Consider the following 25,648-nt stretch of genomic DNA (forward strand, 5'->3'; position numbering starts at 1 on the left):
TAATGGGTCGCATCAACCCTCGCCTGCTCGACGCCGCCTTCTACGCCCTGTGCGCCGCCTTCGCCGGCCTCACGGCCCTGACGTCCACCCTGCTGCCGCACCGGGCCTGGGGTCAGATCGCCTGGATCGGGTACGCCGCGGGCGCCCTCCTGGTCCTCCGGCTCGCCCGCTGGTGGCTGATCCCGTTCCTCTTCGCCGCGACCGCCGTCCTGCCGCTGCTGGTCGAGTCGGTGCAACGCGCCGCGGGCCGCACCGACCGCGCCCAGGAGGAGGTGCTGGTCGTGGAGCAGATGGGCGAGCGGCTGGTGCACACCGGGACGCCGTACCTCTCGCACGACGCGATCGCCGCGCTTCCGGATCGCTTGCTGGGCTACGCGCCGTACCAGCCGGGAATGGCACTGTTCGGCCTACCCCGCGCGGCCGTCGGTGCATATTGGTGGACCGACGCCCGGATATGGTTCGCGCTGGCCACGATCGCGTGCCTGGCGTGGGCCTGGCGGCTCCTGCGCTCCTCGGACCCGCTCCGGCTGGCCCAGGCCGTGGCCGTCCTCCCGCTCTGCACCCTGACCCTGGCCACCGGCGGCGACGACATTCCGGTCCTCGCGCTGTGCGTGCTGTCCCTGGCCTTCGCCTCGCGCAACCGTTTCCTGGCCGCCGGCGTGGCGGTCGGGCTCGCCGGTGCGCTGAAGCTCTTCGCGCTTCCTGTCGCTTTGGTGGTACTGATCCTCGCCTGGTCGTCCGGCCGCTGGACTTTTTCGGCCCGGTTCGCGGTACCGGCGTTCGGGATCCCGGTGCTGGCCCTGCTCCCGGCTCTGGTGGTCGACCCCGACGCGTTCGTGGAGAACGCCATCCGCTTCCCGAGCGGCCACGGCCTGGTCACGAGCCCCGCCCAGTCCCCGCTGCCCGGCCACCTGATCGCCACTTCGTTCCCCGCCGGCCGCACCGTGGCCCTGGCCCTGCTCCTGCTGGCCGGCGCGATCATCGCCTGGTTCTTGTTCCGCCGCCCCCCGCAAACCGCGGCCGCCGCGTCGGCGTACATCGCGGCCGGCCTGACCGCCGCCATCATGCTCACGCCGACGACCCGCTTCGGATATCTGCTGTATCCGGTCGCGTTCCTGGCCTTCTGGTGGTCGCTGCGTGCGGGCGCGCGTAGACAGGAGGCATGGCCTTCCGAAACCGGCAGGAGGCCGGCGCGGCCCTAGCGTCGCTGCTCGCCACCTGGACCGACCACGCGGACGCGGTCGTCCTGGGCCTGGTCCGCGGCGGCGTACCGGTGGCCTTCGAGGTCGCCGCCCGCCTCCGCCTCCCCCTGGACGTCCTGGTGATCCGCAAGCTGGGCGTGCCGTGGGCCCCGGAGGTCGCGTTCGGCGCCGTCGGCCCGGGCGGCGTCCAGGTCCTCAACCGCGAGATCGCCATGCGCCTGGACGAGGACGAGATGGCCGAAGTCATCCGGTACGAGTCAGCCGAACTCCACCGCCGCGAACGCCTCTTCCGCCAGGGCCGCCCCGCGCTCGACCTGACCGGCCGGCCCGCCCTGCTCATCGACGACGGCCTGGCCACCGGCGCCACGGCCGGCGCGGCGGTCGCCGTGGCCCGCAAGCTCGCCGCCGCCCACGTGGTGCTGGCCGCACCGGTCGGCGCCACGGCTGCGGTGGCCCGCCTGCAGCGCCGGGCCGACCAGGTCGTCTGCCCCTTGGCCGAATCCGACTTCGGCGCCGTGAGCCGCTTCTACGACGACTTCCACCAACTGACCGACACCGATGTCACCGACCTTCTGGCTCGGCGCCTACCGCCCGCCGCGTGAGCAGCACCGCCATCACCGCCGCGTGAGCAGCGCCGCCACCACCACCACGCCGCTATCGCCGCCACCACCGCCGCGCCGCCACCACCGCCGCGCCGCCACCACCGCCGCGCCGCCACCACCGCCGCGCCGCCACCACCGTTATCGCCACCGCGCCGCCATCGCCACCGCGCCGGCCCCTGGCTTGCGCGGCGCCCTCTCGAAACGCAAGCAACCGCGACCGGCGGCCCCTGCATGACGCGCGTGCGTCCGCCCGAGAAAGCAACCGCCCGCGCCAACCGCCTCGCCGCGGCCGACCTTCGCTGCCTCAGCCGGAGGCCGCTGTCAGATGGCCATGTCCACGAACCGCGACAAGTGCAGCTGCGCGGCCACCGTCACCGTGTCGGTCGGCCCGTTTCGGTGCTTGGCCACGATGAAGTCCGCCTCGCCCGCGCGCGGCGACTCCTTGTCGTAGTAGTCGTCGCGGTGCAGCAGGATCACCACGTCGGCGTCCTGCTCGATCGAGCCCGACTCACGCAGGTCGGACAGCTGCGGCCGCTTGTCGGTGCGCTGCTCGGGACCACGGTTCAGCTGACTCACCGCGACCACCGGGCACTCGACCTCCTTGGCCAGCAGCTTCAACCCACGCGACAGGTCCGCGACCTCCTGCTGCCGGCTCTCGGTCCGCTTCGGGCTGGTCATCAGCTGCAGATAGTCGACCACGATGAGCTTGAGATCGTGCCGCTGCTTGAGCCGCCGCGCCTTCGCCCGGATCTCCATCAGGTTCATGTTCGGCGTGTCGTCCACGAACAGCGGCGCCTCGCTGATCTCCCCCATCCGCCGCGCCAGCTTCGTCCAGTCGTCGTCGGACAACTGCCCGGACCGCAACACGTGCAGCGGCACCCGAGCCTCCGCCGACAGCAGCCGCATGACGATCTCGACCTTCGACATTTCCAGACTGAAGATCGCCGACGCCATGTTGTGCTTCACCGAGGCCGCCCGGCTGAAGTCCATGGCGGCCGTTGAGTTGTGCGTGGGGATCATGGCGTGACCGGCCAGGTACAGATGGTCGGCGTTGTCGACCTGCACGCACCGGACCGGCACGCTGGGCACCGTCCGCACCGCGACGATGTAGCGCACGCCGGTCCGCGCCATGCTCGTCGTGCAGCGCCGCTCCCGCTGGACCGCGCGCTTGCGCTCCAGCCGGAAGACCTCGTCGGCGGTGGTGAAATTCAGCGAGTACGCGACCGAGGAGGCCGGCGTCCGGCCGTGCACGTCGCGCCGGGTCACGGTGCAGCGGTACCCGAGGCTGACCACCAGCTCCCGCACGTCCCGCGCGAGCCGCTCGCTCGTCGACGTGTACTGCACGTTGCCCGTGCTCGTCACCGTGCCGTCCGTGTCGAGCAGCCCGGCCAGCAGGTCCCGCCGCTGCCGCTCCGACGCGCGCAGGTACGCCACCGGGATGTGCTTGTCGTTGAGCACTCCCAGCGCGCGCAGGTCGTGGGTCAGCGAGTCGCCCGGCGTCGCCGCACGGATGCCGTACAGCATCGGGTGCGCCGTGCTGGGCACGATCCGGAACCCGTCGGCCTCGATCAACGTCACGACCTGCGGATCGGCGGTGGTGATGCGGGCTGCGGCCGAGTGACCGTCACCGAGCCAGGCGCCGAGCATGTACGCCGGCACCGGAAGCTCGCGCTCCGGAAGCTGCAGCGCGGCCGCGTTGCGCACGGCGTGGTTGAGCCGGCCGTCGGCCGGGTGCCGCAGCGTCGCCGCGATCTCGGCGGTCGTCACGGTGGCCGGGTGGAGTGCCGTGGTCTCGGCGTTCATCGTCCGGCCCACCCGTCGGCTCAGCGCCTCGATCAGCGCGCGCCGGGAGTACGCCTGCATCGAACGCCGCCACGGCCGGCCCGAGCGCGTGTATTCCCGGGTGACGTGGCCCGCCGTCCCAACCTCTTGCCCAACGACGTGCAGGACGTGCCGGAACTGCTCGCCGACCAGGGACACCGCCTCGCCGAACGTGACCATCTGGTCCGGCGCGGCGAGGACCTTGCTGTGCACCGCCGCCAGCTCGGTGCGGGCGCTGGCCGGCCACTGCGGCGTGCGCCGGCCCTCGGCATGCTGCCGGCGGCCGGCACGGGTCACCGTCGTCCACAGGTGCTCGGCGTCGGCCACGATCACCGAGCCGTCGGAGAACTCCACCTCGTAGCACGGGCGATCGTGCAGCACGTCGAAGGCGTTGACGATCGTCGTGGGCCGGCCGTCGGCGCCGAGCAGCCGGTCGCCCGCCTTGACCTCGCCCATCGTCGTCCAGCCGTCCGGTGTGGGCAGTGGGGTGTCGAGGGCGAGCGCCTTCCCGAGACCGGGTCTTCCGGCAACGATGATCAACTGGCCCGCGTGCAGGCCGTTGAGGAGGCGGTCCAGGTCGCTGAAGCCGGTCGGTACGCCGGTCATCATGCCGCCCTGCGCGCCCACCGCCTCGATCTCGTCGAGGGTCGGCTGCAGCATCTCGGCCAGGACCGCGAAGTCCTCGCTGACCCGCTTCTCGGTCACGTCGTAGATGGCCTGCTGGGCGAGGTCCACCACGTCGTCGACGTCGCGGCCGCCCTGGCCGCCGGAGCCGAAGCCGAGCTGCACGATCCGGGTTCCGGCCTCGATGACGCGGCGCAGCACAGCCCGCTCGGCCACGATGCGCGCGTAGTAGCTGGCGTTGGCCGCGGTCGGCACCGTGGTCATGAGCGTGTGCAGGTACGGCGCGCCGCCGATCTTGGCGATGTTGCCGCTGTCGGTCAGCGTGGCCGCGACCGTGACGGCGTCGGCGGGCTCGCCGCGCCCGTAGAGGTCGAGGATCGCGTCGAAGATGACGCTGTGCGCCGGCTTGTAGAAGTCGTGCGTCTTGAGGATCTCGACGACGTCGGCGACCGCGTCCTTGCTCAGCAGCATGCCGCCGAGCACGCTCTGCTCAGCCGCGACGTCCTGCGGTGGAGTGCGCTCGAAGGTCTCCGCGGATCGGCGTTCCGAACCGCCGCTGCCCTGTTCCGGTGGCGGCTCTTCGTCCCACTGCTCGCTGCGCCTGTCTTCGGTGATCGACACGTCCTCGCCCCCCAACGCCACACCTGCCAGGCCTAGTAGACCTCGCGGGTATGACAAAAACTCGCCGGCGCGACGACGCGCGCCCGCGCAACGGTATGGGGCGACTGGCGTTCGATGAAAGTTAGCCGGTGGACAAGCCTCTGGACAACCTGTGGACGCAGGCCCCAGACCTTGGGAAAGCTTGTGCACAGACCTGTGGACAACCCTGGGAACGGGCGGCCGAAATGGGCGCTGACCAGGCAGTACAACATCCACAGCCTGTGTAGTAGAAAAAGAGCGCCACGGATTTCCGTCTGGACGACCGATTGCGGAAAGGTCACGAAAGGGTGACGCTCTGACGGTGGGTTATCCGGATTGGGATCGGCCGCGCCGCGGCCGCGAGCGGCAGGCGCCGGAGACGGGCCGCTGGGATCCGCGACAGGAGCGGTGGATCCCCCAGCAGCGCGTACCGGATGGGGACGATTACGGCATCGAGCCGTTCCCCGCGCGCTCGGACCCCAACCGCCGCCCCGGCCAGGGCCGCGTCATCGATCACGACGACTGGGCCCGCCGTCCCCGCCGGCGGGTGCCGCTTCCCCCGCCCCCGCCCAACGAGCGGGACCAGCAGGAAGAGCCGGATGACGACGAGGACGACGAGGACGAGCCGGACCAGCGCAGCATCTACATCGGCTCGTTCATTTCGACGGCCTTGTGGTACCTCATCCCGTTCGCCGCGTACGTCGGCTTCTCGCTGACCCTGCCCGACGACCCGCGCCCGGGCTGCACCAACGCGTTCGGGCTGCCGTGCCCGTCCCAGCACGACGAGGCGATCTCGAACATCACGAACCTGGTGCCGCAACTCGCCGTCTCGCTGGCGCTGAGCATCGTGGTCGCGATGATCCTCGGCAAGATCACGGCGGGCTGGCGGCCGTTCGCGATCGGATTCGCCAGCGCGGTGCTGGGCGCGGGCGTGGCGACGGTCGGATTTGCGGTACTAGCGACGCAAAATCTCGGCCTTTGACAACTCGCTGATCTCCGTTCGGTCACCGTCGGGTCACGCCGGGAGCCGTCCGCCGCATGCCGCCGTCAGACCGGCCAAAGACCTTGAAGGAGGATTCGATGGCCGGTCGGCATTCGCTCCGACGCCTGCGCCTCGCCGCCGTGATGGCCCTCGCCACCACGTTGCTCGCGGCCTGCAGCGCGGGCGGGGACACCAACCAGAGCAGCAGCGACAGCGGGAAACAGGCGGCACCCCAGTACGGCGGGGCCACCGGAACGCCCGAAGGCCTGGCCCAGGGCGAGGCGACCCCGGACAGCACCGACCAGGCCGACCGCGCCGCCGCGGCCGGCGAGACCAACACGGCCGACCGGCCCGTGTCGACGTTTGCGGTGGACGTCGACACGGCCTCGTACAGCTTCGCCAAGCGCACCCTCGAGTCCGGACGGCGCCCGGCGGAGAACACGATCCGCCCGGAGGAGTTCGTGAACTCCTTCGACCAGCGGTACCGCGAGCCCGAAGGCAACGGCTTCTCGATCAACACCGACGGCACCCGGCTGCCGTCCACCCACCGCGGCGCCGACGAGAGCGCCCGGCTCCTCCGCGTCGGCCTGCAGACCAGCACCGAGGCCGGCGGCGACCGCCCCGACGCCGCACTCACCTTCGTCGTCGACGTCTCCGGCTCCATGTCCGAGCCCGGCAAACTCGACCTCGTCCAGCGCGGCCTGCACACCCTCGTCGGCCAGTTGCGCCCGAGCGATTCGGTGGCCATCGTGTCGTACTCCGACAAGGCCCAACTCCTCCGCCCGATGACCGCGGTCCGCGAGCGCGAGTCGCTCGACCAGGCGATCGACCGCCTCAAGGTCTCGGGCAGCACCAACCTCGAGGCTGGCCTGCGGATGGGCTACGACACCGCGCGCAAGGGCTTCCGCAACTCGGCCACGAACCGCGTCATCCTGCTCTCCGACGGCCTGCCCAACGTCGGCACCACCGACTCCTCCGCCCTCGTCAAGGAGATTCAGGAAGCCGCGTCCAAGCAGATCACGCTGCTGGGCGTGGGCGTCGGCAGCGACTACGGCGACCGCTTCATGGAACAACTCGCCGACAAGGGCGACGGCTACGTGGTCTACGTCAGCGACCAGACCGAGGCCGACCGCGTGTTCGTGCAACAACTCCCCGCGACCGTCGCCCTGCGCGCCCTGGACGCCAAGGCACAGGTCGAGTTCGATCCCAAAACCGTTCTCTCGTACCGCCTGATCGGCTACGACAACCGCGCGCTCTCCGCCTCCCAATTCCGCAACGACCGAGTCGACGGCGGCGAGGTGGGCCCCGGCCATGCGGTGACCGCTCTCTACGCCCTGCATCTGCGGCCAGGCGCCGAAGGCCACCTCGCCGACGTACGCGTCCGCTGGCAAGACCCCAAAACCCGCGAGCCGAGCGAACTCACCCAACCGATCACGGTGACCGCCCTGAACCGCGACTTCGCCGAGTCCCCGACCCCCCTGCGCGTCTCGTACGTAGCGGCCTACCTGGCCGAGGTCCTGCGGTCGAGCCGCTACGCCGAGGAGGTCCGCCTCAACGACCTGCGCACCATCGCCCAGGACTGCGGCGACACCCCCCAACTCCGCGACCTGACCGCCATGATCACCGACGCCATGTCGCTCTACAACTGACCGCCCGAGCCCGAAGCAACTGACGACCCGACCTCCACGCACCTGACCACCTGAAGTCGACGCACCTGACCACCCGAAGTCGACGCGCCCGAGCGGCCGGCGCCGTGGCCGCCCAAGCCACGCCGCCTCATGCCGGGCGCGTCGCCGTCGACCACCGCACCCGACGACCACGACGACCACGACGACCACGACGACCACGACGACCACGACGACCACGACGACGATGACCCACGCGCGGCGCCAGACGTATTGCGGCGCAGAGGGAGACCGGCCCAAGGCGGAAACCCCGGCAAGACGTGGCAATAAACGGCGCGGCGTCAAGTGCGACCGCCGCGAGATGCCACCGCCACGAAATACGGTGCCGGCATGCACTGCGACGCGGCGGGAAGTGCGACGCGCGGCAACAGGCGGCGCGGCATGCAGCGCGGCCCGGCGTGAAGTGCGGCCCGGCGTGAAGTCCGGCCCGGCGTGAAGTCCGGCCCGGCGTGAAGTGCGGCTCCGGCATGCAGCGCGAAGTGCGGCGCGCGGCAAGAGGTGGCGCGGTGTGCAGTGTGCGGCCCGGCATGCAGCGTGGCCCGGCGCGAAATGCGGTGCGCGGCAAGAGGTGGCGGGCGGCAAGAGGTGGCGCGCGGTGCGAAGTGCGGCGTGCGGCGTGGCGAAGGATGGGGCGGACGCCGAAGGGCCCCGGAGAAGCAATCTTCTCCGGGGCCCTCAGGTAAAGCAGCGCCCTACTTAGCCGCCGTGACCTTCAGCGTGAAGCTCGCCGCGACCTCAGGGTGCAGCTTGATCTGCACCTTGTAGTCGCCGACCGACTTCACGTGGCCCGGCAGTTCGAGGCGGCGGCGGTCGAGCTCGGGCCCGCCCGCCTTCTGGACGGCCTCGACGACCTCGGCCGGCGTGACCGAGCCGTAGAGGCGACCCTCGCGGCCGGCGCGGACGGCCAGCTGGACCTTCAGGCCCTCGAGCTGGGCCTTGACCTCGTTGGCGTGCCCCAGGTCGCGGATCTCACGGGCCCCGCGGGCCCGCTTGATCGTCACGATCTGCTTCTCGGCACCCTTGGACCACAGGATCGCGTAGCCCTGCGGGAGCAGGTAGTTGCGTCCGTAGCCGTCCTTCACCTCGGCGATGTCGCCGGGCGAACCGAGGCCGCTGACTTCCTGGGTGAGGATGATCTTCATGTCGCCGGCCCCCTTTACCGCGTGGTCGCGGTGTAGGGGAGCAGCGCCATCTCGCGCGCGTTCTTGACGGCGCGCGCGATCTGGCGCTGCTGCTGGGCGGTAACACCGGTCACCCGCCGAGCGCGGATCTTGCCGCGGTCGGAGATGAACTTCCGCAGCAGCGCGGTGTCCTTGTAGTCGATGTAGGCGATGCCCTCCTTGTCGAGAGGGTTCACCTTCTTCTTCGGTTTGCGCAGGGCCGCAGCCTTCGCCATTGCTCTTGCTCCTGATGCCATTAGAACGGGGGCTCGTCGTCGAAGGAAGAGTTCGACCTGCCGCCGCCACCGCCGCCACCGCCGGCCGGGGTCGCGTTGGCCCACGGGTCATCGTTGTACCCGCCGCCTCCGCCACCGCCCCCGCCGCCGTTGCCGCCGGAGCCGAAGCCGCCACCGCCACCACCGCCGCCGGAACTGCGCGACATCTTCTGCACCTTGGCAGTCGCGTAGCGCAGCGAGGGGCCGATCTCGTCGACCTCCAGCTCGATGACGGTGCGCTTCTCGCCCTCGCGCGTCTCGTAGGACCGCTGCCTGAGCCGTCCGGAGACGATGACTCGCGACCCGCGGGTCAGCGACTCGGCGACGTTTTCGGCCGCCTGCCGCCACACCGTGCAGGACAGGAAGAGCGGATCGCCGTCCTTCCACTCGTTGGTCTGGCGGTCCATCGTCCGGGGGGTCGAGGCCACCCGGAACTTGGCCACCGCCGCTCCCGACGGAGTGAAACGCAACTCAGGGTCATCGGTCAGATTGCCGATGACCGTGATCGTGGTGTCTCCCGCTGCCATATTTGAGTCAACTCCTCGCGCGCTGGTGTATGGCCACCATGTCACAGGGGTACGACAGTTTCCCGTCTCGCCGAGTGACCAGCGGCCGGGCGAAGCAGATCGATCTCGCCCGAATCCGCTTAGCGGACTTCGGGCCGGATGACCTTGGTGCGCAGCACGGACTCGTTGAGTCGCAGCTGACGGTCCAGCTCGGCCACGGACTCCGGCGAGGCCTGGAGGTCGATGACGGCGTAGATACCCTCGGTCTTCTTGTTGATCTCGTACGAGAGGCGCCGGCGGCCCCACACGTCGAGCTTCTCCACCGAGCCACCCGACGTCCGAATCACATTCAGATACTGATCGAGCGACGGGGCGACGGTGCGCTCCTCGAGACTTCCGTCGAGGATCACCATGATCTCGTAATGACGCAAGACGTTCTCACCTCCTACGGGCTAAGCGGCCGCGGTCCATCCGCGGCAGGAGGTCATGCGTCGTCCAGCAACAACAGAGCTGCGGGACCGAACCAGAGTACACGCTGAGGTGTCAAGACAGAAAAAGACCGCGGGGCGCGTCATCCGCTTCTTTGGGTGGGACCTGGGGAGGAACGACCACACCGGTGCGTTGGATGACTGCGCCCCGCGGAGCTTTGGGAAAATTGTACCTTAAGCGAAGCTAGCGCGTGATGCCCGCTGTGCAATGATAGCCCGAATTGCGGCAATTCCGACGCCCACCACGCAGACCGTGGCGACCAGGGCCAGCAGCCCGACCGGCCCGTTGCTCGCCGGCCCGCTCGCGGCCACCGGCTCCTCGACGGTGACACGGTCGTCCACGGGCGCGCTCGGGTCGACGCCCATGCCGAGGCCGGGAAGGGCCGACGAGCTCGGGTCCAGCAGCGACGGGTCGATGGGTTCGGTACCCAACTCGTCCGCCGCGGTGCTGTCCGGCGTCGCCGCGGTCGTCGGCGCCTTCGTCTTCTGCGTCGAGCCGCCGCCACCGTGGTTCGAGATCACGCCGTTGGCCGCACCGGCCGCGGCGCCCGCGGGCCCGCTGGCCGGCGTGGTCTTGGTCGCGCCCGGAGCGGCCTTGGCCTGGGGCTGCGCGGCCTGGCCGGGCGCGGCGGGCGCGGGCGGCGGGGAGGTCACGCCGACCGAGACGGGCTTGAACTGCTGCACGACGCCGACGCCGCAGTCGAAGGTCATCGCGACCTCGACCGGGCCCTTCTTGAAGGTCACGGGGACCTGCTGATTCGGCTGTACCGTCGCCACGGACTTCCCGTCCACCTTCAGCGCCGCGTTCTGGCCCAGCCGATTGACGAAGTTGACGCGCGTGTCGGACGGGACCGACAGGTCACCGAGGTTCGGTTCCGACTTGCACACGAGCAGGCTCAGCACGCTGCCGCCGGAGAACTCGACGGTCGGCGACTCGGGAGCGGCACTCACCGGGCTGGCGCCCACGGTCAGGGCCGCGGCGGCGAGCGCCATGGCGGTAGCCGCCAGGCGGACTGCCGTTCGGTGTCCGGACAAGGTAGCCATCCAGTAGCCATCCAGGGTTGGGGAGTTCGATTGGGGGGACCGTTCCATCGAGCCATACGAGCATCGGCGCGATCACGAGCGGCTACGTGCGTAACGAGGCGATCGCCGGGACGGTGACGGAGACCGGCATACCGGACGCTTCGGTCGCCACCGGAGAGACCGCCGGGAGACCGGCCGGAGATGGGCCGCGCAAAGTGTCACACCCACGTCGTAGGCTCTCCGGCATGCGAATCGGTGCTCACGTCGACCCCGCTGAGCCGCTGGCTGAGGCCGCTGCCCGCGGCGCCGACCTCATCCAGTTCTTCCTGACCGACCCGCAGGACTGGGTGGACCCCAAGGATCGCCCGGACGCCGAGGCGATTCGAGCGGCCGAGATCGACGTATATGTCCATGCGCCGTACCGGATCAATGTGGCCTCATCGAACAACAAGATCCGCATCCCGAGCCGGAAACTGCTGTTCAACCACGCGGCCGGCGCGGCCAAGGTCGGCGCCAAGGGGATCATCGTCCACGGCGGCCACGTCGAGAACGGCGACCTCGCCAAGGGGTTCGACAACTGGCGCAAGACCTTCGCCTACGCGGCGGACAACGGCGGATTCGCCACCCCGGTGCTCATCGAGAACACGGCCGGCGGCGACAACGCCTGCGCCCGCCGCTTCGACAACCTGGCCCGGCTGTGGGACGCGATCGGTGAGTACGAGGTCGGCTTCTGCCTCGACACCTGCCACGCCTTCGCCGGCGGCGAGGACCTCCTGGACATCGTCGACCGGCTCAAGGCGATCACCGGCCGCATCGACCTCATCCACGCGAACAACTCGCGCGACACGTTCGACTCGGGCCGGGACCGGCACGACAACATGACCTCCGGCGAGATCGACCCGGAGCTGATCGTCGCGGTCATCCGCGCGGCCGGCGCTCCGGCACTCGTCGAGACTCCGGGCGGCGTCGAGGGCCAGGGCGCCGACATCACCTACCTGCGGGAGCGGCTGGCGTGAGCAACCTGTCGTCGGAGCCGACACTGTCCGAGGAGCCCCCCGCGGAAGACTCCGCGGGGTCGGTACCCCCCGTGCCCGATACGCCGGACGGCAACCACAAGGCCGACGCCACCGCGGCCACGCCCCAGGCACCCGCGGCCCGCCAGGAGAACTCCACCGGTTCGGGTGACAAATCGGACACCCAAGCCAAGCCGGATAAGCGGCGGCGCCGTGGGAAGACCGCCACGACAACGGCCGAACCGGGGGAGAAGAACAACACCCGCGTGGACAAGAACGACAAGGACGACGAGGCCAACGCGGCGGCCCCAGACGCCAAGAACGACGCAGCGACCGAGGGCGAAACCAAGGCCGAGGACGAAAGCGAAGAGGCCGAAAAGGACCCGTTCAACGCCTTCGCGCCGGAGCCCGAGTTCGTTCCAGGCCGCGCCGGAAGGATCACCCGCAAGAGCGGCTCCGCCCTGAGCAGGTTCTTCGCGCACGAGTGGACCCTCGCCGCCATCGGCTCGGTCCTGCTCGCGATCGTCATGACCTGGCCCGCCGCGCGGCACCCGGCGACGACCATCCCGCAGGACATCTGGGACCCGACCCTGCAGGCCTGGCAGATGTCCTGGGCCGGCCACATCCTCACGACCAACCCGCTGCAGCTCTGGCACGCCAACGCGTTCTACCCGGACCAGTACAGCTACGCGTTCTCCGACACCCTGCTCGGCTACGCCCCGGCGGGGATGATCGGCGAGGGTCCGGTGGCCGCGATCGTGCGGTACAACATGGTCTTCATCTTCATCTTCGCCTTCGCGTTCTTCGGGGCCTATGCGCTGGTCCGCCAGCTCGGGGCCGGCGCGACGGGCGCCGCGGTGGCGGGTGCGGCCTTCGCCTATGCGCCGTGGCGGCTCGGGCAGGCGGGGCACCTGCACGTGCTGTCCATCGGCGGCATCGCGCTCTCGCTGGCGATGCTGGCGCGCGGGCACGGGTTCTCGCTCAAGAACGGGTACGAGCCGGAGAAGCGGCGCTGGGGCTGGGTCCTCGGCGGGTGGCTCGTCGCGGCCTGGCAGATCAGCCTGGGCTTCGGCATCGGCATCCCGTTCGCCTACGCGCTGCTGTTCGCCGTGCTGGCCACCGCGATCACGTGGGGCTACCGGCAGGCGTTCCGCTGGGCGGTCCGGCGCCCGTTCGGCTGGAAGCTGTTCTTCGCCAACCTGGGCGGCGGCCTGATCTTCGCGGGCGTGAGCGCGATGATGGCGTACCCGTACCTGCAGGTGCTGAAGGACCACAAGGAGGCCAAGCGCAGCGCGGAGATCATCAGCCTGTTCTCGCCGCCGCTGAAGGGGTTCTTCATCTCGCCGCCCGAGTCGTGGCTGTGGGGTGACGCGTACGCCAACGCGCGCTCGACGCTGGGCTGGGCGCCCGAGATGGCGCTGCTGCCCGGCTTCTTCCTGTACGGGCTGGCGTTCGCCGGCCTGTTCGTGTCGGTCTGGAAGCTGCAGCACCGCATCCTGCTCGGCGTCGGCGTGGTGCTCACGGCGATGCTCGCGATGGGCAGCAACGGGCCGGCGAAGGGCGACCTCGGCTACATGGCGCTGTACCGCCTGCTCCCCGGCTTCGAGGGCATCCGCACCTCGGGCCGGCTGATGGTCTGGGTGACGCTGTTCCTGGCGCTGCTCGCCGCCGGGGCGGTGAGCGCGTTCGCGGACCGCGCGGTCGAGCTCTTCGCCGATCAGACCCAGTCCGACGTGGGCGGACGGGCCGGCGCCTGGCGTCTGATCACGCTGATTCCGCTCGTGCTCGTGCTGTCCGAGGGCGTGCACAAGTGGGGGCCGAATCCCGAGGTGCCCCCGGCGCCGGTCGCCATGAGCACGCTCGAGGCGCCGCTCATCGTGCTGCCCACCAGTGAGCTCTTCGACATGAACGTCATGCTCTGGAGCACCGACGGCCTGCCCAAGATGGTCAACGGCGGCAGCGGCTTCACCCCGGACGACCAGCAGGTCCTGCGGCTCAACATGCAGCAGTTCCCGGATCAGGCCACGGTCGACCAGCTACGTGAGCTGAAGATCCACACGGTGGTGGTGCTGCGCGACCGGGCGGCCGGCACGGAGTACGCGAAGGCCATCGACGCGCCCATCGACGGCCTCGGCATCACCCGCACCGAACAGGGCGACGTCATCCTGTACAAGATCGACGGCTAGAAAGTTTCAGAGACCAGAGCGCAGCAGCGCGAAGGCCTCATCGGCGTTGGCGACCGCGGCGGGATAGACCTCGTCCGCGGTCGCGCCGGCCAGCAGCCGGTTGGTGTTCTCCATGATCAGCGCGTGCCGCACCCCGACGATCATGGCCGCGGCGGCCCGGCTGCGGAAGTCCGCGCCCAGCTCCGCCGCCAGCGCGTCCGTCGTCGCGTTCGTGACCGACAACGCGCGCTGGGTCAGCGCCGGCGTCGAGAAGACCAGGCGCAGCACGGCGAGCACATTCGGCTTGTCGCACATCCCGGCGTTCGGATCGCGCGCGGCGAGCGCCGACAAGAAGTGCCGGTGCAGCGCGTCCACCGGCGTCTCGCCCGCCCGCCGCGACCGCACGACCAGCGCCGGCTCGTCCACGTGCTCCGACATCGGCCCGACGACCAGGTCTTCCTTGCTCGGGAAGTAGTTGAAGAAGGTCATCTTCGAGACCTCCGCGGCCGCCGCGATCTGCGCCACCGAGACGTTGTCGAAGCCGTGCTCGACGAACAGCTCGATCGCCACGTTCCACAGCGCCGACCGCGTCTGCGCCTTCTTCCGCTCCCGCAGCGTCTCCTTCGCCATGACACAACTGTACCAGGATCAAACTTGTACTCAGTACAAACTTGTGCTTAGTCTAAGAACATGAAGACGTTGGGCGTTCTGCTCTGCATGTTCACGATCGTGCTGGCGATCCTCGACCAGAACATCGTGTCGTCGGCGGTCGTGCCGATCGTGCGCGATCTCGATCCGGTTCACGGCGTCGAGCACGTGGCCTGGCTGGTCGCGGCGTTCGCGCTGGCCTCGACCGTGGTCCTGCCGCTGTACGGCCGGCTCACCGACTCGTTCGGCGCCAAGCCGGTCTGGCTGTCCGCGGTCGCCGTGTTCCTGCTCGGCTCGGCCCTCTGCGGCGCGGCGCAGAGCATGGGCCAGCTCATCGCGTTCCGGGCCGTCCAGGGCATCGGCGCCGGCGGCCTGATGAGCGTGACCATGGTCGTCCTGGCCAACCTGGCCGAGCCGGGCCAGGACCGCGGCAAGGGCGCCGGCATGGGCGGCCTGTTCGCCGGCGTCGGCATGGCGATCGGCCCGTTCATCGGCGGCCTCTTCGCCGACCACGGCAACTGGCGCGGGATCTTCTACATCAACATTCCGCTCGGCCTGATCGTGATCGTCGGCGGCCTGTTCGCGATCCGCATCCCGCGCACGACCCGCCGCACCGACCTGGACCTGCCCGGCGCCGCGCTGGCCGGGGCGTTCGCCGCCGCGCTCCTGCTGATCAGCGAGTGGGGCGGGCAGCGGTACGCCTGGACGTCCCCGGCCATCCTCGCGCTCGCCGCCGCCGCGGTCGCCGGCCTGGTCCTCTTCGTGTGGCGCGAGTCCGTCGCCAAGCACCCCGTGCTGCCGCTCACCCTGCTGCGCAACCGCACCATCCGCCACAGCTACGCGATCCAGCTGCTCATCGGGGCCGCGATGATCGGGGCGATGGTCCATCTGATGTTGTACCTCCAGGTCGTCCGCGGGGTCAGCGCGTCCGACTCCGGGCTGTACCTCGCGTTCATGGCCCTGGGCCTGACCGCCTCCGGCATGGCGGGCGCCCGCATCCGCCTCGCCACCCGCACGGCGGTGCTCATCGGCACCTCGGCCGCGGCGGTCGCCCTGGCCGCGCTGGTGCTCTTCGTCCACCTCGACGCCTCGCTCTGGGCCATCCGCGGCGCGCTGGTGCTGCTCGGCATCGGCTTCGGCCAGCTCCTCGGCCTGCTGATCATGGCCGTGCAGGACGCCGCACCCCGCCACCAGCTCGGCGTGGCGACGACGGGTATCCGGTTCTTCCAGTCGCTCGGCACCGCGATCGGCGCGGCCGCCCTCGGCTCGGTGCTGACCAGGGTCTACGCCCACCACGCCTTCGCCACCGGGATCGAGGTCGTCTTCGCGGTGGCCGCCGCGATCGTCGTGCTCGCCTTCCTGATCGCCACCCGCCTGAGCCCGATCGCGCTTCCAAGTGAAGATCAAAAAGAGCCTGCTCTGGTACCGTGAGATCCCGCAAAATCGTGATATGTCCGATAAGTCGCGGCGCGCCAGCGCCCGACTTATCGCCACCACAACAGAACGGCCCGGCTCCCCAGAAAGGAAGCCGGGCCGATTCACGTGAAACGGTATCGAAGAACTACAAAGCGTCAACCGGACTTGACCAGCGCCGGAGCGCCGGGCGGGGGCGGTTCGTCCAGCAGCGCATGCTCGTCCAGCGACTCCTCGTTGTAGCTGCCGCCGTCCGGGTCCTCGCCCTCGTACGTCTGGCGCACGACGTCCTCCTCGGGGTGGCGGATGTCGCGGATGACGTACGCCGCCAGGACGCCGAGCGTGACCAGCCGCAGGATCGAGGCGAGCACGAACACGCCCTCCGGGAAGACCTGCCGCCCGGAAGCGCCCATGAGCTCGCCGTAGAAGGAGACGAAGTAGAGCACCTCCGCCACCTGCCAGGCCAGGAACGCTCCCCACTTGGGTCTGGCGAGCACGGCGAGCGGCACGAGCCACAGGACGTACTGCTGCGACCAGACCTTGCCGGTGATCAGGAAGGCGGCCACGATCAGGAACGCCAGCTGCGCCAGGCGCGGCTCCTTCGGCGCGGTGAGCCCCAGGATCAGGATGCCCGCGCAGCAGATCAGGAACAGGCCCAGGTAGAGGATGTTCAGCGTGGCGTGCTCAGGGTCAAGGTCCAGCTTCTGGAAGAACTCGAAGCCGTACTGCCCGTTGCCCCGCGGGAAGTGCGCGCCGATGTACCACAGCGTGCCCCAGTCGATCCCGCGCAGCTGGTTGAACTCCCAGAACTTGACCCAGCTGTCGTAGAAGAAGAACGCCACCGGCAGGTTGACCGCGAGCCAGGTCACCACCCCGGCCCCGACCGCGGTGAAGAAGTCCTTCCACTTGCCGGTTCGTATGCTCAGCACCAGCAGCGCGCCGAGGATCAGGACCGGATAGAGCTTCGCCGCCGTCGCCAGGCCTAAGAACACCCCGGCGAGGACCGGTTTTCGTTTGGCCCAATAGACCATGGCCACGGCGGTGAGCCCGACCGTGAACAGGTCCCAGTTGACGGTGGCCGAGACGAAGAGCGCGGGTGCGACGGCGAACATTGCCGCGTCCCACGGCCGGCGCCGGCGCACCGCGAGGGTGGCCGCGACCGCCGCGATGCCGAACGCGCCGAGGACGACCGCGTTGAGGTCGTAGAAGGCCTGGCCGTCGTTCTGCACCACGCCGCGCTGGTGCAGGTCGTGCACCGGCAGGCCGAGGACGCCCATGAAGGCGCCGGTCAGCACCGGGTACTCGACCTGGTGGTCGGCGTAGGGGACCTGGCCCTCGTTGAGGCCCTCGGCGTAGTACAGCGCAAGGACGTCGGTGTAGCAGAAGTACTTGTACTGCTTCATGTCCGTCCACGCCGCGTCGCGGCAGGGCGCCTTCTGCATCCAGTGGAAGCTCAGCATGGCGCAGATCAGCAGCAGGACCACGCGGGCCGGGGTCCAGAAGCGGCCGCCACCGGGCAGCCGGACACGGGACCGCACGGCATGGTTGCCGAGGGGGCCGCCGATGGACTCGGACAGGCCACCGATGAAGCGGTCGGAGTTGGCGGGCTCGTCGACTAGATGCTCGGGGCGCCCACTCGGCTGGCCCAGACTCATCGGCATCGTGTCACCGTACCGTCGCGGGCTCGGAAGTGGATGCAAGGCCCGGCTCGACGCGAGAATCCGTCCGGATCGGCAGGGCGAACAGCAGGGCGACCATCAGCAGCAGGTACCAATTCTTGATGATGAATCCCTGAACGCCGTGGCTCCACGGGTCCACCGGCAGCCCCTGCTCGAACCAGGAGACCAGGCCGAGGCCCACGGTGAGCGCGATCAGCCCCGCCAGCCAGGCCCGCCGGCCGGCCGCGGCCAGCACGATCAGCGCCGGGACGAACCAGTAGATGTGGTGCACCCAGGTGATCGGGCTGACCAGGCAGCCCACGATCCCGGTGATGGTCAGGCCGACCACCTCGTCACCGGCCAGCGCCGCCTTGCGGGCCCGCCACAGGCCGAAGCCCAGCGCGGCCAGCACCAGCAGCGCCCAGACCAGCCGGTTGGCGTCGTGCGGCGCCGAGAGCCGGGCGAGCATCCCGTAGAAGGACTGGTTGAAGGTGTACGCCGCGTTGCCGATCCCCTCGCCCTGCCACAACGCGTCCGTCCAGAAGTCGATCGAACCCCGCGGCATGACGGCGAACGCCAGCAGGCTCGCGGCGGCGGCGCTCGCGATGGCCGTCAGCCCGGCCCGGTACCGGCGGCTGAGCAGCAGGTACACGATGAAGATGGCCGGCGTGAGCTTGATGGCGGCGGCGAGCCCGATGAGCACCCCGGCCCAGCGGCTGCCGCGCGGCAGCAGCACGAGCAGGTCGGCCAGGACCAGCACGACGAGCACCATGTTGATCTGGCCGAACGTGTAATTCTCACGGACCGGCTCGAGCGCGCTGATCACGGTCAGCGCGAGGACGAGCGCGAACGGCAGCTCCCAGCCCTTGCGCCGGGCGACCGGGACCACCAGCCACCAGGTGGTGATCAGGAGGGCGGCGATCGTGATCACGCTGTACAGCACGACGGCACCCATCCACGGCAGCACCGCGAAGGGCACGAGGATCAGCGCCCCGAACGGGGGATAGGTGAAGCCGAGCTGCCCCTGGGTGTCGTCGGGCTTGACGTAGTCGTAGAGCGGGTGCCCGTCGAGCCACCAGTTCACGGCCTGGCGATAGATGCCCAGGTCGAACCAGTCGTGGCGGTTGCGGTACCAGATGTGGCCGTACACGACGAGCGCCACGAACAGGGCGAGCAGCACCCATCGGACGACCCTGCGCCTGCCCGTGTCCAACGCGCCACCCCCAACAGAATGCGGCCACGGTCCCGAGCGAACTTACCGCCGGTGCCGTGGCCGCACACATCAGACCCTGCTGATATCAGCGTCTTCGGGTGGCTTCGGTGGTCGGCACGGTGCCGCCGCCGTTGCCGCCCGGGTTCTGGCTGCCGTTGCCGGGCCCCGGTCCGCCGTTGCCGTTGCCCGGGTTGTTCGGGTCCTGGCCCGGGTTGTTCGGGTCGACCACCGGCTCGCTCGGCACCGGCGAGATGCCCGTGCCCACGTCCAGGCGGCCGGTGTTGGCCGGCGGCCGGAAGTTGACCTTGGGCGCCTTGAGCGCGGTCAGCGCGTCGTTGAGGAAGTCGCGCCAGATCGGGCCGGGCAGCGAACCACCGATGATCGGCTTGCCGCCCACGTCCTTGATCGGCTGCTCGTTGCCCTTGTTGCCGACCCAGACCGCGACCGCGAGGTCAGGTGTCTTCTTGACGGGGTCGTACGCCGCGTAGCCGACCATCCAGGCGTGCGCGTTGCCGCTCTGGTTCTGGCCGTACTGCCAGGTGCCCGTCTTGCCGGCGATCTGGCGGCCGTCCTTCATCTTCAGGTTGTAGTGCTTCGGCACGCCCTGCAGGACGGTGTTGATGTCGTCGGACATGCCGTCGGTGAAGCCAGGGATCCGCTGTGGCTTGATGACCTCGCCGTACGTCTTCTTCCCGCCGGTCCAGATCTCCTTGAGGAAGTGCGTCTTGGCCGCGTAGCCGCGCGCCGCGATGGTCGCGATGCCGCCCGCGTGCTCGAGCACCGTCACCGGGTACTGGCCGAACGCGACCTCGGTGTTGAAGTACTGCGGGATGACGTCCTTGCCGGTCTTGTTGGTCAGGTCGATCTTGACCGGCAGGGGCTGGCCCTTGACCGTCGCCCACATGTCGGTGATGCCGGCCGCGCGGGCCGTGTCGATCACCTTGTCCGGGCCGACCTTCTCGGCGAGGGCGAAGAAGGGCACGTTGAGCGACAGGACGGTGACCTCTTCGAGGGTGCACCAGGCGCCGCAGGCCGGGTGGGACACGGGGTTCTCGCCCGCGTTCTTGACCGGGTTGCCGCCCTTGATCGACCGGCCGCTCTTCGGGAAGTCACCGGGGGAGTTGCCGTCCCACATCGAGTCGATGCGGTACCCGTTCAGCAGACCCGTGGTGAGCGTGTAGACCTTGAACGTCGAGCCCGGCGGGTGGCCGCCGCAGCAGCTGTCCTCGCCGGTGCCGAGCACCGGGTCGTTGTAGTAGCCGGCGTAGTCGTTCTTGCTGCCGTCGTCGCCGCCGTAGTACGCCTTCACCGCGCCGGTGCCCGGTTCGACCGCGACGAGGGCGGCCTGCAGGTTCTCCGGCTGTTTGTTCATGTTCGAGTCTTTGTTGCGGCTGGCCTCGCGCACCGCGATCGGCTGGACGTCCTTGTCGATCGTGGTCACGATCTTGAGGCCGCCGTTGCGGATCTTGTCGAAGTTCTTCTTGCCGTCCGCGTCCGTGTCCTCGTACAGCAGCTGGCCGGTGCGCGGGTCGGTCAGCGCCGCGACCTCGCCGAGCACGTGGTGCACGATCAGGCCCTCGGGCTTGTCGAGGTTCTGCTGCGATACGGAGCGCTTGCGCGCGTCGGCCGGCGTGACCACGTTGTCCGGAAACTTCATCCGGTCGGCCGCCTCGGCCTCCGGGACGAAGTTCAGCTTGATCATCTGGCCCTTGATGTAGTTGAACCGGTCGAGGGCCTGCGCCTTGTCGATGTTCGGGTCGAACGGGCTGCCCTTGCCGGAGCCCTCCGGGTTCTTGATCAGCCCGGCCAGCAGCATCGCCTCGTTGGTCTTGAGGTCCTTGGCGGGCTTGCCGAAGTACGCCTGGGACGCCGCCTCGATGCCGTAGGCGCCGCGGCCGAAGTAGACGACGTTGAGGTACATCGTCATGATCTCGTCTTTGGAGTACTGCTGGTTGAGCTTGAGCGCGATGACCGCCTCGCGGACCTTACGGGCGTAGGTCACGCCCTCCAGGTCGGCCCAGCGCCGCGCGTACTGCTGGCTGATCGTCGAGGCGCCCTGCCGGTCGCCGCCGCTGACGTTGTTCCACGCGGCCCGCACGACGCCCTTGTAGTCCACGCCGTCGTTCGTGTAGAAGCTGTTGTCCTCGGCGGCCACGACCGCGTGCTGCATGTCCTTGGGGATCTGGTCGAACGGCAGCACCGTGCGGTTCTCACCGATGCGGCTCATCGGGGTCACGCCGTCGGAGTAGTAGATCGTGGTCGACTGGTCCAGCGTGATGTCGTCGGGCAGCGCGACCTGGTCGAAGTAGTAGGTGCCGGCGACCATGCCGATGCCGGCGATCATGATGAACGCGGCGATCGAGGCGATCATGATGTTGCGCCGGCGGCGCTTCTTGGCCTTGGCGGTGACGCTGCGGCCGTCCTTGCCGCCGCGGCCGCCCGCGCCCGGGGGAAGGTCACCGGGACCGCCGGGACCACCCGGGCCGTCCATGACATCCGGCACGCCGACCGAGGCGGAGCCGACCACGGCCCGCCCGACGGTGGCCCGGCCCGCGGCGCCCGGCACGGAGGCCGCGCCGACGGACGCGCGGCCGGTCGGGCCTTCCGGTGGTGAGACGCGCGCGGAGCCGACACTCGCGGAGCCGCCCACCCGGGCGGAGCCGACGGACGCGCGGCCGGTCGGACCCTCGGGTGGCGACACCCGGGCCGAACCGACGCTCGCCGAACCGCCGACGCGGGCGGAGCCGACACTCGCGGAGCCGGTGGCACCAGGGCCGCCGACCCCGGCCCGACCCACCTGGGCCCGGCCGGCCGGCGGGGCGGAGGAGGGATTGGGTGAGGGGGGTTCCGGCTGGTTTCCAGGAACCTGCGCGCGGCCCGATTGGGGGTTGCTCGGGTCACCGTAGTTCATTCGTCCCACCTTGCCGGTTGCATTTTTGTCGCATGCTCCGTCGCCGTCATGTCTGTGAGGTGCGCCACTGGCGGGGTAGCCGGTGCGGCGCGGCCCGGATGCCGCGCGCCGGGGGTCCGAGCAGGAAGTCAGCGAATTTCGTCCCGCACTCGTGACAACGCTTCGTCACGTGCACAAGGTTCACTCGGCCGCCCCTCCCCGCATCCGCGACGGCGCGTCGCCGCCGTCGGTGACGAGGCCGTCACGCCCGAGGAGGTACTGCTCGACGAGGTGGTTCCAGCCGCACGCTCGGCAGACCTCCACCACGTACACGTGAAACTCACTCAGCGTCATCGCGAGGATCGGCAGCTCGGCGAGGCGGCGGGCCTGGCCGGACGACTGCCGCAGCTCGTCGCCATAGATGTAGTGCACGTGCGTGAGGTTCTCGCGGCGGCAGACGGGGCACAGCTCGTCCGTCGGCTCACCGTGAAATTTCGCTGCGCTCTTCAGGTATGGCGACGCATCGCACACCTCATAGGTGCCGACGCGTCCGGATTGCACCTCACGCAGCAGGGCGCGTCTTCTCAACGAGAAGTCGACAACCTGACGCTGGGTACGCATGCGCCCGAGGGTACGCGGTCGGGCGCCGCACGGCGACTCCCGTCACGATCGGTAGTCGTCCGATCGACGACCAGCGCTGTGGCCCAGCCCACTTGGTCGGATTTGTTGCGTCCGTTCAGATCTCGACCTACCGTTCGATGTATCGGCCCGATACATCGGGCGGGTTACGGGAAGGAGGCCGGGAGTGCTCGAATTGGCGATCCTGGGCCTTCTGCACGAGTCATCGATGCACGGATACGAGTTGCGCAAGCAACTGACGACCAAGCTGGGGGCGTTCCGCTTCGCAATCAGCTACGGCTCGCTGTACCCGACGCTGCGCCGGCTGCAGGCGGACGGCTGGATCACCGAGGGTGCGACGCCGGCCGACGCGACGGCCGGCACCGAAGAGCCGCCCCTGCTCACCGGCAAGCGGGGCCGCGTGGTCTACACGATCACCGCGGAAGGCAAGGAGCGGTTCCAGGAACTGCTCGGCGCCGCCGGTCCCGAGACCTACGACAGCGAGGCCGGTTTCGGGGTGCATTTCGCGTTCTTCGCGCGAACCGACCCCGCGACCCGGCTGCGGATCCTCGAGGGCCGCCGCCGGCGCGTGGAAGAGCGCCGCGAAGGCCTCCGTGACGTGCTCGGCCGAGCCGCCGAGCGGCTCGACGCCTACACGCTGGAACTCCAGCGCCACGGCCTGGACGCCTGCGAGCGCGAGGTCCGCTGGCTCGAAGAGCTCATTGCGAACGAGCGCAATGGCACCACCCCTCAGCCGCCTTCGGGACAAGATCCGGAGCGGTCATCGTGAACAACAAGAAGGAGGCATCCGCGATGGGCTCCGTCCGCGTTGCCATCGTCGGTGTCGGCAACTGTGCTTCGTCCCTGATCCAGGGTGTGGAGTACTACCGCAACGCCGACCCGAATGACCGAGTACCGGGTCTCATGCACGTCAAGTTCGGCGACTACCACGTCGGCGACGTGGAGTTCGTGGCGGCGTTCGACGTCGACGCGAAGAAGGTCGGCCAGGACCTGGCGGCTGCCATCGGTGCGAGCGAGAACAACACGATCCAGTTCTGCGACGTGCCGCCCACCGGCGTGACCGTCCAGCGCGGCCCGACCCACGACGGCCTCGGGCAGTACTACCGCGAAATGATCGACGAGTCCGACGAGCAGCCGGTCGACGTGGTCAAGGCGCTGCGCGACGCGCAGGCCGACGTCGTGGTGTGCTACCTGCCGGTCGGCTCCGAGCAGGCGGCGAAGTTCTACGCCCAGGCCGCGATCGACGCCGGTTGCGCGTTCGTCAACGCCCTGCCGGTGTTCATCGCCTCCAACCCGGAGTGGGCGCAGAAGTTCACCGACGCCGGGCTGCCGATCGTCGGCGACGACATCAAGAGCCAGGTCGGTGCCACGATCGTGCACCGCGCGCTGGCCAAGCTGTTCGAGGACCGCGGGGTCGAGCTGCTGCGCACCTACCAGCTCAACTTCGGCGGCAACATGGACTTCATGAACATGCTGGAGCGCACCCGCCTGGTCTCGAAGAAGATCTCGAAGACGCAGTCGGTGACGTCCCAGATCCCGCACGAGATGGTGAAGTCCGACGTGCACATCGGGCCGTCCGACCACGTGCCGTGGCTGGACGACCGCAAGTGGGCGTACATCCGCCTGGAGGGCAAGTCCTTCGGCGACACCCCGCTCAACGCCGAGCTCAAGCTCGAGGTGTGGGACTCGCCGAACTCGGCCGGCGTCATCATCGACGCGCTGCGGGCCGCGAAGATCGCCAAGGACCGCGGTATCGGCGGCCCGATCCTCTCGGCGTCGAGCTACTTCATGAAGTCGCCGCCGGTGCAGTACAACGACCACGACGCGCACGAGTCGGTCGAGAACTTCATCAAGGGCGAGATCGAGCGCTGATCGCGCAGTAGTAAAAAGGCCGGCCCCGCGCGGGGCCGGCCTTTTTGTCATCCGAATGTCATGCGAGCCCGAACTCGCGCTCGATGCGCACCCGCGCCTCGAGCTCCAGCAGGATCTTCTTGCGCCACAACCCGCCGCCGAAGCCGACCAGCTTGCCGTCGGCACCGACCACCCGGTGGCAGGGAATGATGACCGGAATCGGATTGTGGTTGCACGCGGTGCCGACCGCCCGGGCCGCGTCGGGCTCGCCGACGGCCGCCGCGATCTGGCCGTACGTCCGCATCTCGGCGTAGGGAATGGCCGCGAGCTCCCGCCAGACGGCCCGCTCGAACTCCGAGCCGCCGCGCACCGACAACGGCGCCGAGAATGCGACGTCCTCGCCCGCGAAATAGCGCGTCAGTTCGTCGACCGCGCGCCCGAGCACCTCGTCCGGTTCGGCCAGCGGAACGTTCGGCGGCGCCCCGCCGAACTGAACGCGGCAAATGCCCGAATCGTCGAACGCCACCCCGAGCGCATCGATCGGCGCCTGCACCTGAACCCACCGCACGGCGCCGATTCTGCTCCTTGTGCCCGACGCTGGGAGTGGCGCGGTGGCGCTACTCTCCAGGTGTCCTGGAGGGGAGGGGACGGTGGAGACGACGTTCCTGGTGATCGGCGGCGTAGGCGTTGTGGTGCTCGCCCTGTCCGTACTCATCGGAGACCTCTTCCACTTCGGCCATCCCGACGCGGGAGGACCCTTCTCGGTGCCCGCCGTCGCCGGCTTCATCGGCGCCTTCGGTTTCGCCGGTGCCGCCTTCGCGGCCATCACCGGCGCGGACGGCCTGCTGGTGCCGGTCGTGGCCGGGGCCGTCGCGGCGTTCCCGACCGCCTGGCTCGCCACCCGCCTGGCGCGGCTGGCGCTGAACATGCGCACCGACGCGACCCCCACCCAGCGCGACATGATCGGCGCCACCGGCGTGGTCGTCACGCCCATTCTCGGCAACGGTTTCGGTGAGATCCGTATTTCCCTGGGCGGGCAGCCCGTCAAAGTCAGCGCCCGCGCCGACAAGCCCATCGCGCTCGGCGCCCGCGTCTTCGTGGTGGAGGCGACCAGCCCCACCAGCGTGATCGTGGAAGAAACGCCCCTCTAA

At 69.6% G+C, this 25,648-nt stretch carries 22 protein-coding genes; 10 read left to right on the forward strand and 12 right to left on the reverse strand.

Going from position 1 to position 25,648, the window contains the following annotated elements:
- Positions 1-2 precede the first annotated feature (2 nt).
- Together ACQP00_RS52380 and ACQP00_RS52385 are read left to right on the forward strand one after the other, a co-directional pair.
- Complete coding sequence (locus tag ACQP00_RS52380; RefSeq protein WP_433212377.1) at positions 3-1,202, forward strand: glycosyltransferase 87 family protein; 1,200 nt, start codon at positions 3-5, stop codon at positions 1,200-1,202.
- Positions 1,163-1,804 carry a phosphoribosyltransferase gene (locus ACQP00_RS52385; RefSeq protein WP_433212380.1) on the forward strand — a complete coding sequence of 214 codons (642 nt, stop codon included), beginning with the start codon at positions 1,163-1,165 and terminating at the stop codon, positions 1,802-1,804. The genes ACQP00_RS52380 and ACQP00_RS52385 overlap by 40 nt, the downstream gene beginning before the upstream one ends.
- Before the next feature lie 321 nt (positions 1,805-2,125).
- Here the strand turns inward: ACQP00_RS52385 and dnaB are convergent, their stop codons facing one another.
- Positions 2,126-4,885 (reverse strand): replicative DNA helicase, encoded by a 2,760-nt coding sequence (gene dnaB, locus ACQP00_RS52390; protein WP_433212383.1) that lies wholly within the window; start codon positions 4,883-4,885, stop codon positions 2,126-2,128.
- A 325-nt stretch (positions 4,886-5,210) separates the two neighbouring features.
- Between dnaB and ACQP00_RS52395 the strand changes: the two genes are divergently transcribed.
- Both ACQP00_RS52395 and ACQP00_RS52400 read left to right on the forward strand, forming a co-directional pair.
- Positions 5,211-5,870 (forward strand): hypothetical protein, encoded by a 660-nt coding sequence (locus tag ACQP00_RS52395; RefSeq protein WP_433212386.1) that lies wholly within the window; start codon positions 5,211-5,213, stop codon positions 5,868-5,870.
- A 98-nt stretch (positions 5,871-5,968) separates the two neighbouring features.
- Positions 5,969-7,519 (forward strand): YfbK domain-containing protein, encoded by a 1,551-nt coding sequence (locus ACQP00_RS52400; RefSeq protein ID WP_433212389.1) that lies wholly within the window; start codon positions 5,969-5,971, stop codon positions 7,517-7,519.
- 728 nt (positions 7,520-8,247) lie between these two features.
- Here the strand turns inward: ACQP00_RS52400 and rplI are convergent.
- From rplI to ACQP00_RS52425, 5 genes are all read right to left on the reverse strand, one after another.
- Positions 8,248-8,697 (reverse strand): 50S ribosomal protein L9, encoded by a 450-nt coding sequence (gene rplI, locus ACQP00_RS52405; protein ID WP_433212392.1) that lies wholly within the window; start codon positions 8,695-8,697, stop codon positions 8,248-8,250.
- 14 nt (positions 8,698-8,711) lie between these two features.
- Entirely contained in the window at positions 8,712-8,951 is a 240-nt protein-coding gene (gene rpsR, locus ACQP00_RS52410; RefSeq protein WP_223100246.1) for a 30S ribosomal protein S18, read from the reverse strand.
- A gap of 20 nt (positions 8,952-8,971) precedes the next feature.
- Positions 8,972-9,517, reverse strand: a complete 546-nt coding sequence (locus tag ACQP00_RS52415; RefSeq protein WP_433212395.1) for a single-stranded DNA-binding protein — start codon at positions 9,515-9,517, stop codon at positions 8,972-8,974.
- 119 nt (positions 9,518-9,636) lie between these two features.
- The gene (gene rpsF / locus ACQP00_RS52420; RefSeq protein ID WP_223100250.1) at positions 9,637-9,927 is read right to left on the reverse strand and encodes a 30S ribosomal protein S6; all 291 of its coding nucleotides are present in this window, start codon (positions 9,925-9,927) and stop codon (positions 9,637-9,639) included.
- 231 nt (positions 9,928-10,158) lie between these two features.
- A complete protein-coding gene (locus ACQP00_RS52425; RefSeq protein WP_433212398.1) occupies positions 10,159-10,977 on the reverse strand; it encodes a hypothetical protein in 819 nt (272 codons plus the stop codon).
- A 275-nt stretch (positions 10,978-11,252) separates the two neighbouring features.
- On the opposite strand from ACQP00_RS52425, the gene ACQP00_RS52430 reads away from it, so the two are divergent.
- Both ACQP00_RS52430 and ACQP00_RS52435 read left to right on the forward strand, forming a co-directional pair.
- Positions 11,253-12,023, forward strand: a complete 771-nt coding sequence (locus ACQP00_RS52430; RefSeq protein WP_433212401.1) for a deoxyribonuclease IV — start codon at positions 11,253-11,255, stop codon at positions 12,021-12,023.
- Positions 12,024-12,094: 71 nt separating this feature from the next.
- The gene (locus ACQP00_RS52435; protein WP_433212404.1) at positions 12,095-14,206 is read left to right on the forward strand and encodes a hypothetical protein; all 2,112 of its coding nucleotides are present in this window, start codon (positions 12,095-12,097) and stop codon (positions 14,204-14,206) included.
- 6 nt (positions 14,207-14,212) lie between these two features.
- Here ACQP00_RS52435 and ACQP00_RS52440 read toward each other — a convergent pair whose 3' ends face one another.
- Positions 14,213-14,815, reverse strand: coding sequence for a TetR family transcriptional regulator (locus ACQP00_RS52440; RefSeq protein ID WP_433212407.1), 603 nt, complete (start codon positions 14,813-14,815; stop codon positions 14,213-14,215).
- A gap of 60 nt (positions 14,816-14,875) precedes the next feature.
- Between ACQP00_RS52440 and ACQP00_RS52445 the strand changes: the two genes are divergently transcribed.
- Positions 14,876-16,264 carry an MFS transporter gene (locus ACQP00_RS52445; RefSeq protein ID WP_433212410.1) on the forward strand — a complete coding sequence of 463 codons (1,389 nt, stop codon included), beginning with the start codon at positions 14,876-14,878 and terminating at the stop codon, positions 16,262-16,264.
- A 140-nt stretch (positions 16,265-16,404) separates the two neighbouring features.
- Here ACQP00_RS52445 and ACQP00_RS52450 read toward each other — a convergent pair whose 3' ends face one another.
- The 4 genes from ACQP00_RS52450 to ACQP00_RS52465 all read right to left on the reverse strand — a co-directional run bounded on the left by ACQP00_RS52450 (position 16,405) and on the right by ACQP00_RS52465 (position 22,628).
- Entirely contained in the window at positions 16,405-17,907 is a 1,503-nt protein-coding gene (locus ACQP00_RS52450; protein ID WP_433212413.1) for a glycosyltransferase family 87 protein, read from the reverse strand.
- A gap of 4 nt (positions 17,908-17,911) precedes the next feature.
- Entirely contained in the window at positions 17,912-19,084 is a 1,173-nt protein-coding gene (locus ACQP00_RS52455) for a glycosyltransferase 87 family protein (RefSeq protein WP_433212416.1), read from the reverse strand.
- A 118-nt stretch (positions 19,085-19,202) separates the two neighbouring features.
- Entirely contained in the window at positions 19,203-22,028 is a 2,826-nt protein-coding gene (locus ACQP00_RS52460) for a transglycosylase domain-containing protein (RefSeq protein WP_433212419.1), read from the reverse strand.
- 180 nt (positions 22,029-22,208) lie between these two features.
- Positions 22,209-22,628 carry a DUF5318 domain-containing protein gene (locus ACQP00_RS52465; RefSeq protein ID WP_433212422.1) on the reverse strand — a complete coding sequence of 140 codons (420 nt, stop codon included), beginning with the start codon at positions 22,626-22,628 and terminating at the stop codon, positions 22,209-22,211.
- 184 nt (positions 22,629-22,812) lie between these two features.
- Between ACQP00_RS52465 and ACQP00_RS52470 the strand changes: the two genes are divergently transcribed.
- On the forward strand, positions 22,813-23,415 hold the full coding sequence (locus ACQP00_RS52470) for a PadR family transcriptional regulator (RefSeq protein WP_433054119.1): 603 nt from the start codon (positions 22,813-22,815) through the stop codon (positions 23,413-23,415).
- 23 nt (positions 23,416-23,438) lie between these two features.
- Positions 23,439-24,518, forward strand: a complete 1,080-nt coding sequence (locus ACQP00_RS52475; protein ID WP_433224340.1) for an inositol-3-phosphate synthase — start codon at positions 23,439-23,441, stop codon at positions 24,516-24,518.
- A gap of 58 nt (positions 24,519-24,576) precedes the next feature.
- Here the strand turns inward: ACQP00_RS52475 and ACQP00_RS52480 are convergent, their stop codons facing one another.
- The gene (locus ACQP00_RS52480) at positions 24,577-25,065 is read right to left on the reverse strand and encodes a methylated-DNA--[protein]-cysteine S-methyltransferase (RefSeq protein WP_433212425.1); all 489 of its coding nucleotides are present in this window, start codon (positions 25,063-25,065) and stop codon (positions 24,577-24,579) included.
- Between the two features lie 82 nt (positions 25,066-25,147).
- Here ACQP00_RS52480 and ACQP00_RS52485 point away from each other — a divergent pair, with 82 nt between their 5' ends.
- On the forward strand, positions 25,148-25,648 hold the full coding sequence (locus tag ACQP00_RS52485; RefSeq protein ID WP_433212428.1) for an NfeD family protein: 501 nt from the start codon (positions 25,148-25,150) through the stop codon (positions 25,646-25,648).

Source organism: Dactylosporangium sp. CS-047395 (assembly GCF_050942185.1).
GTDB lineage: Bacteria > Actinomycetota > Actinomycetes > Mycobacteriales > Micromonosporaceae > Dactylosporangium.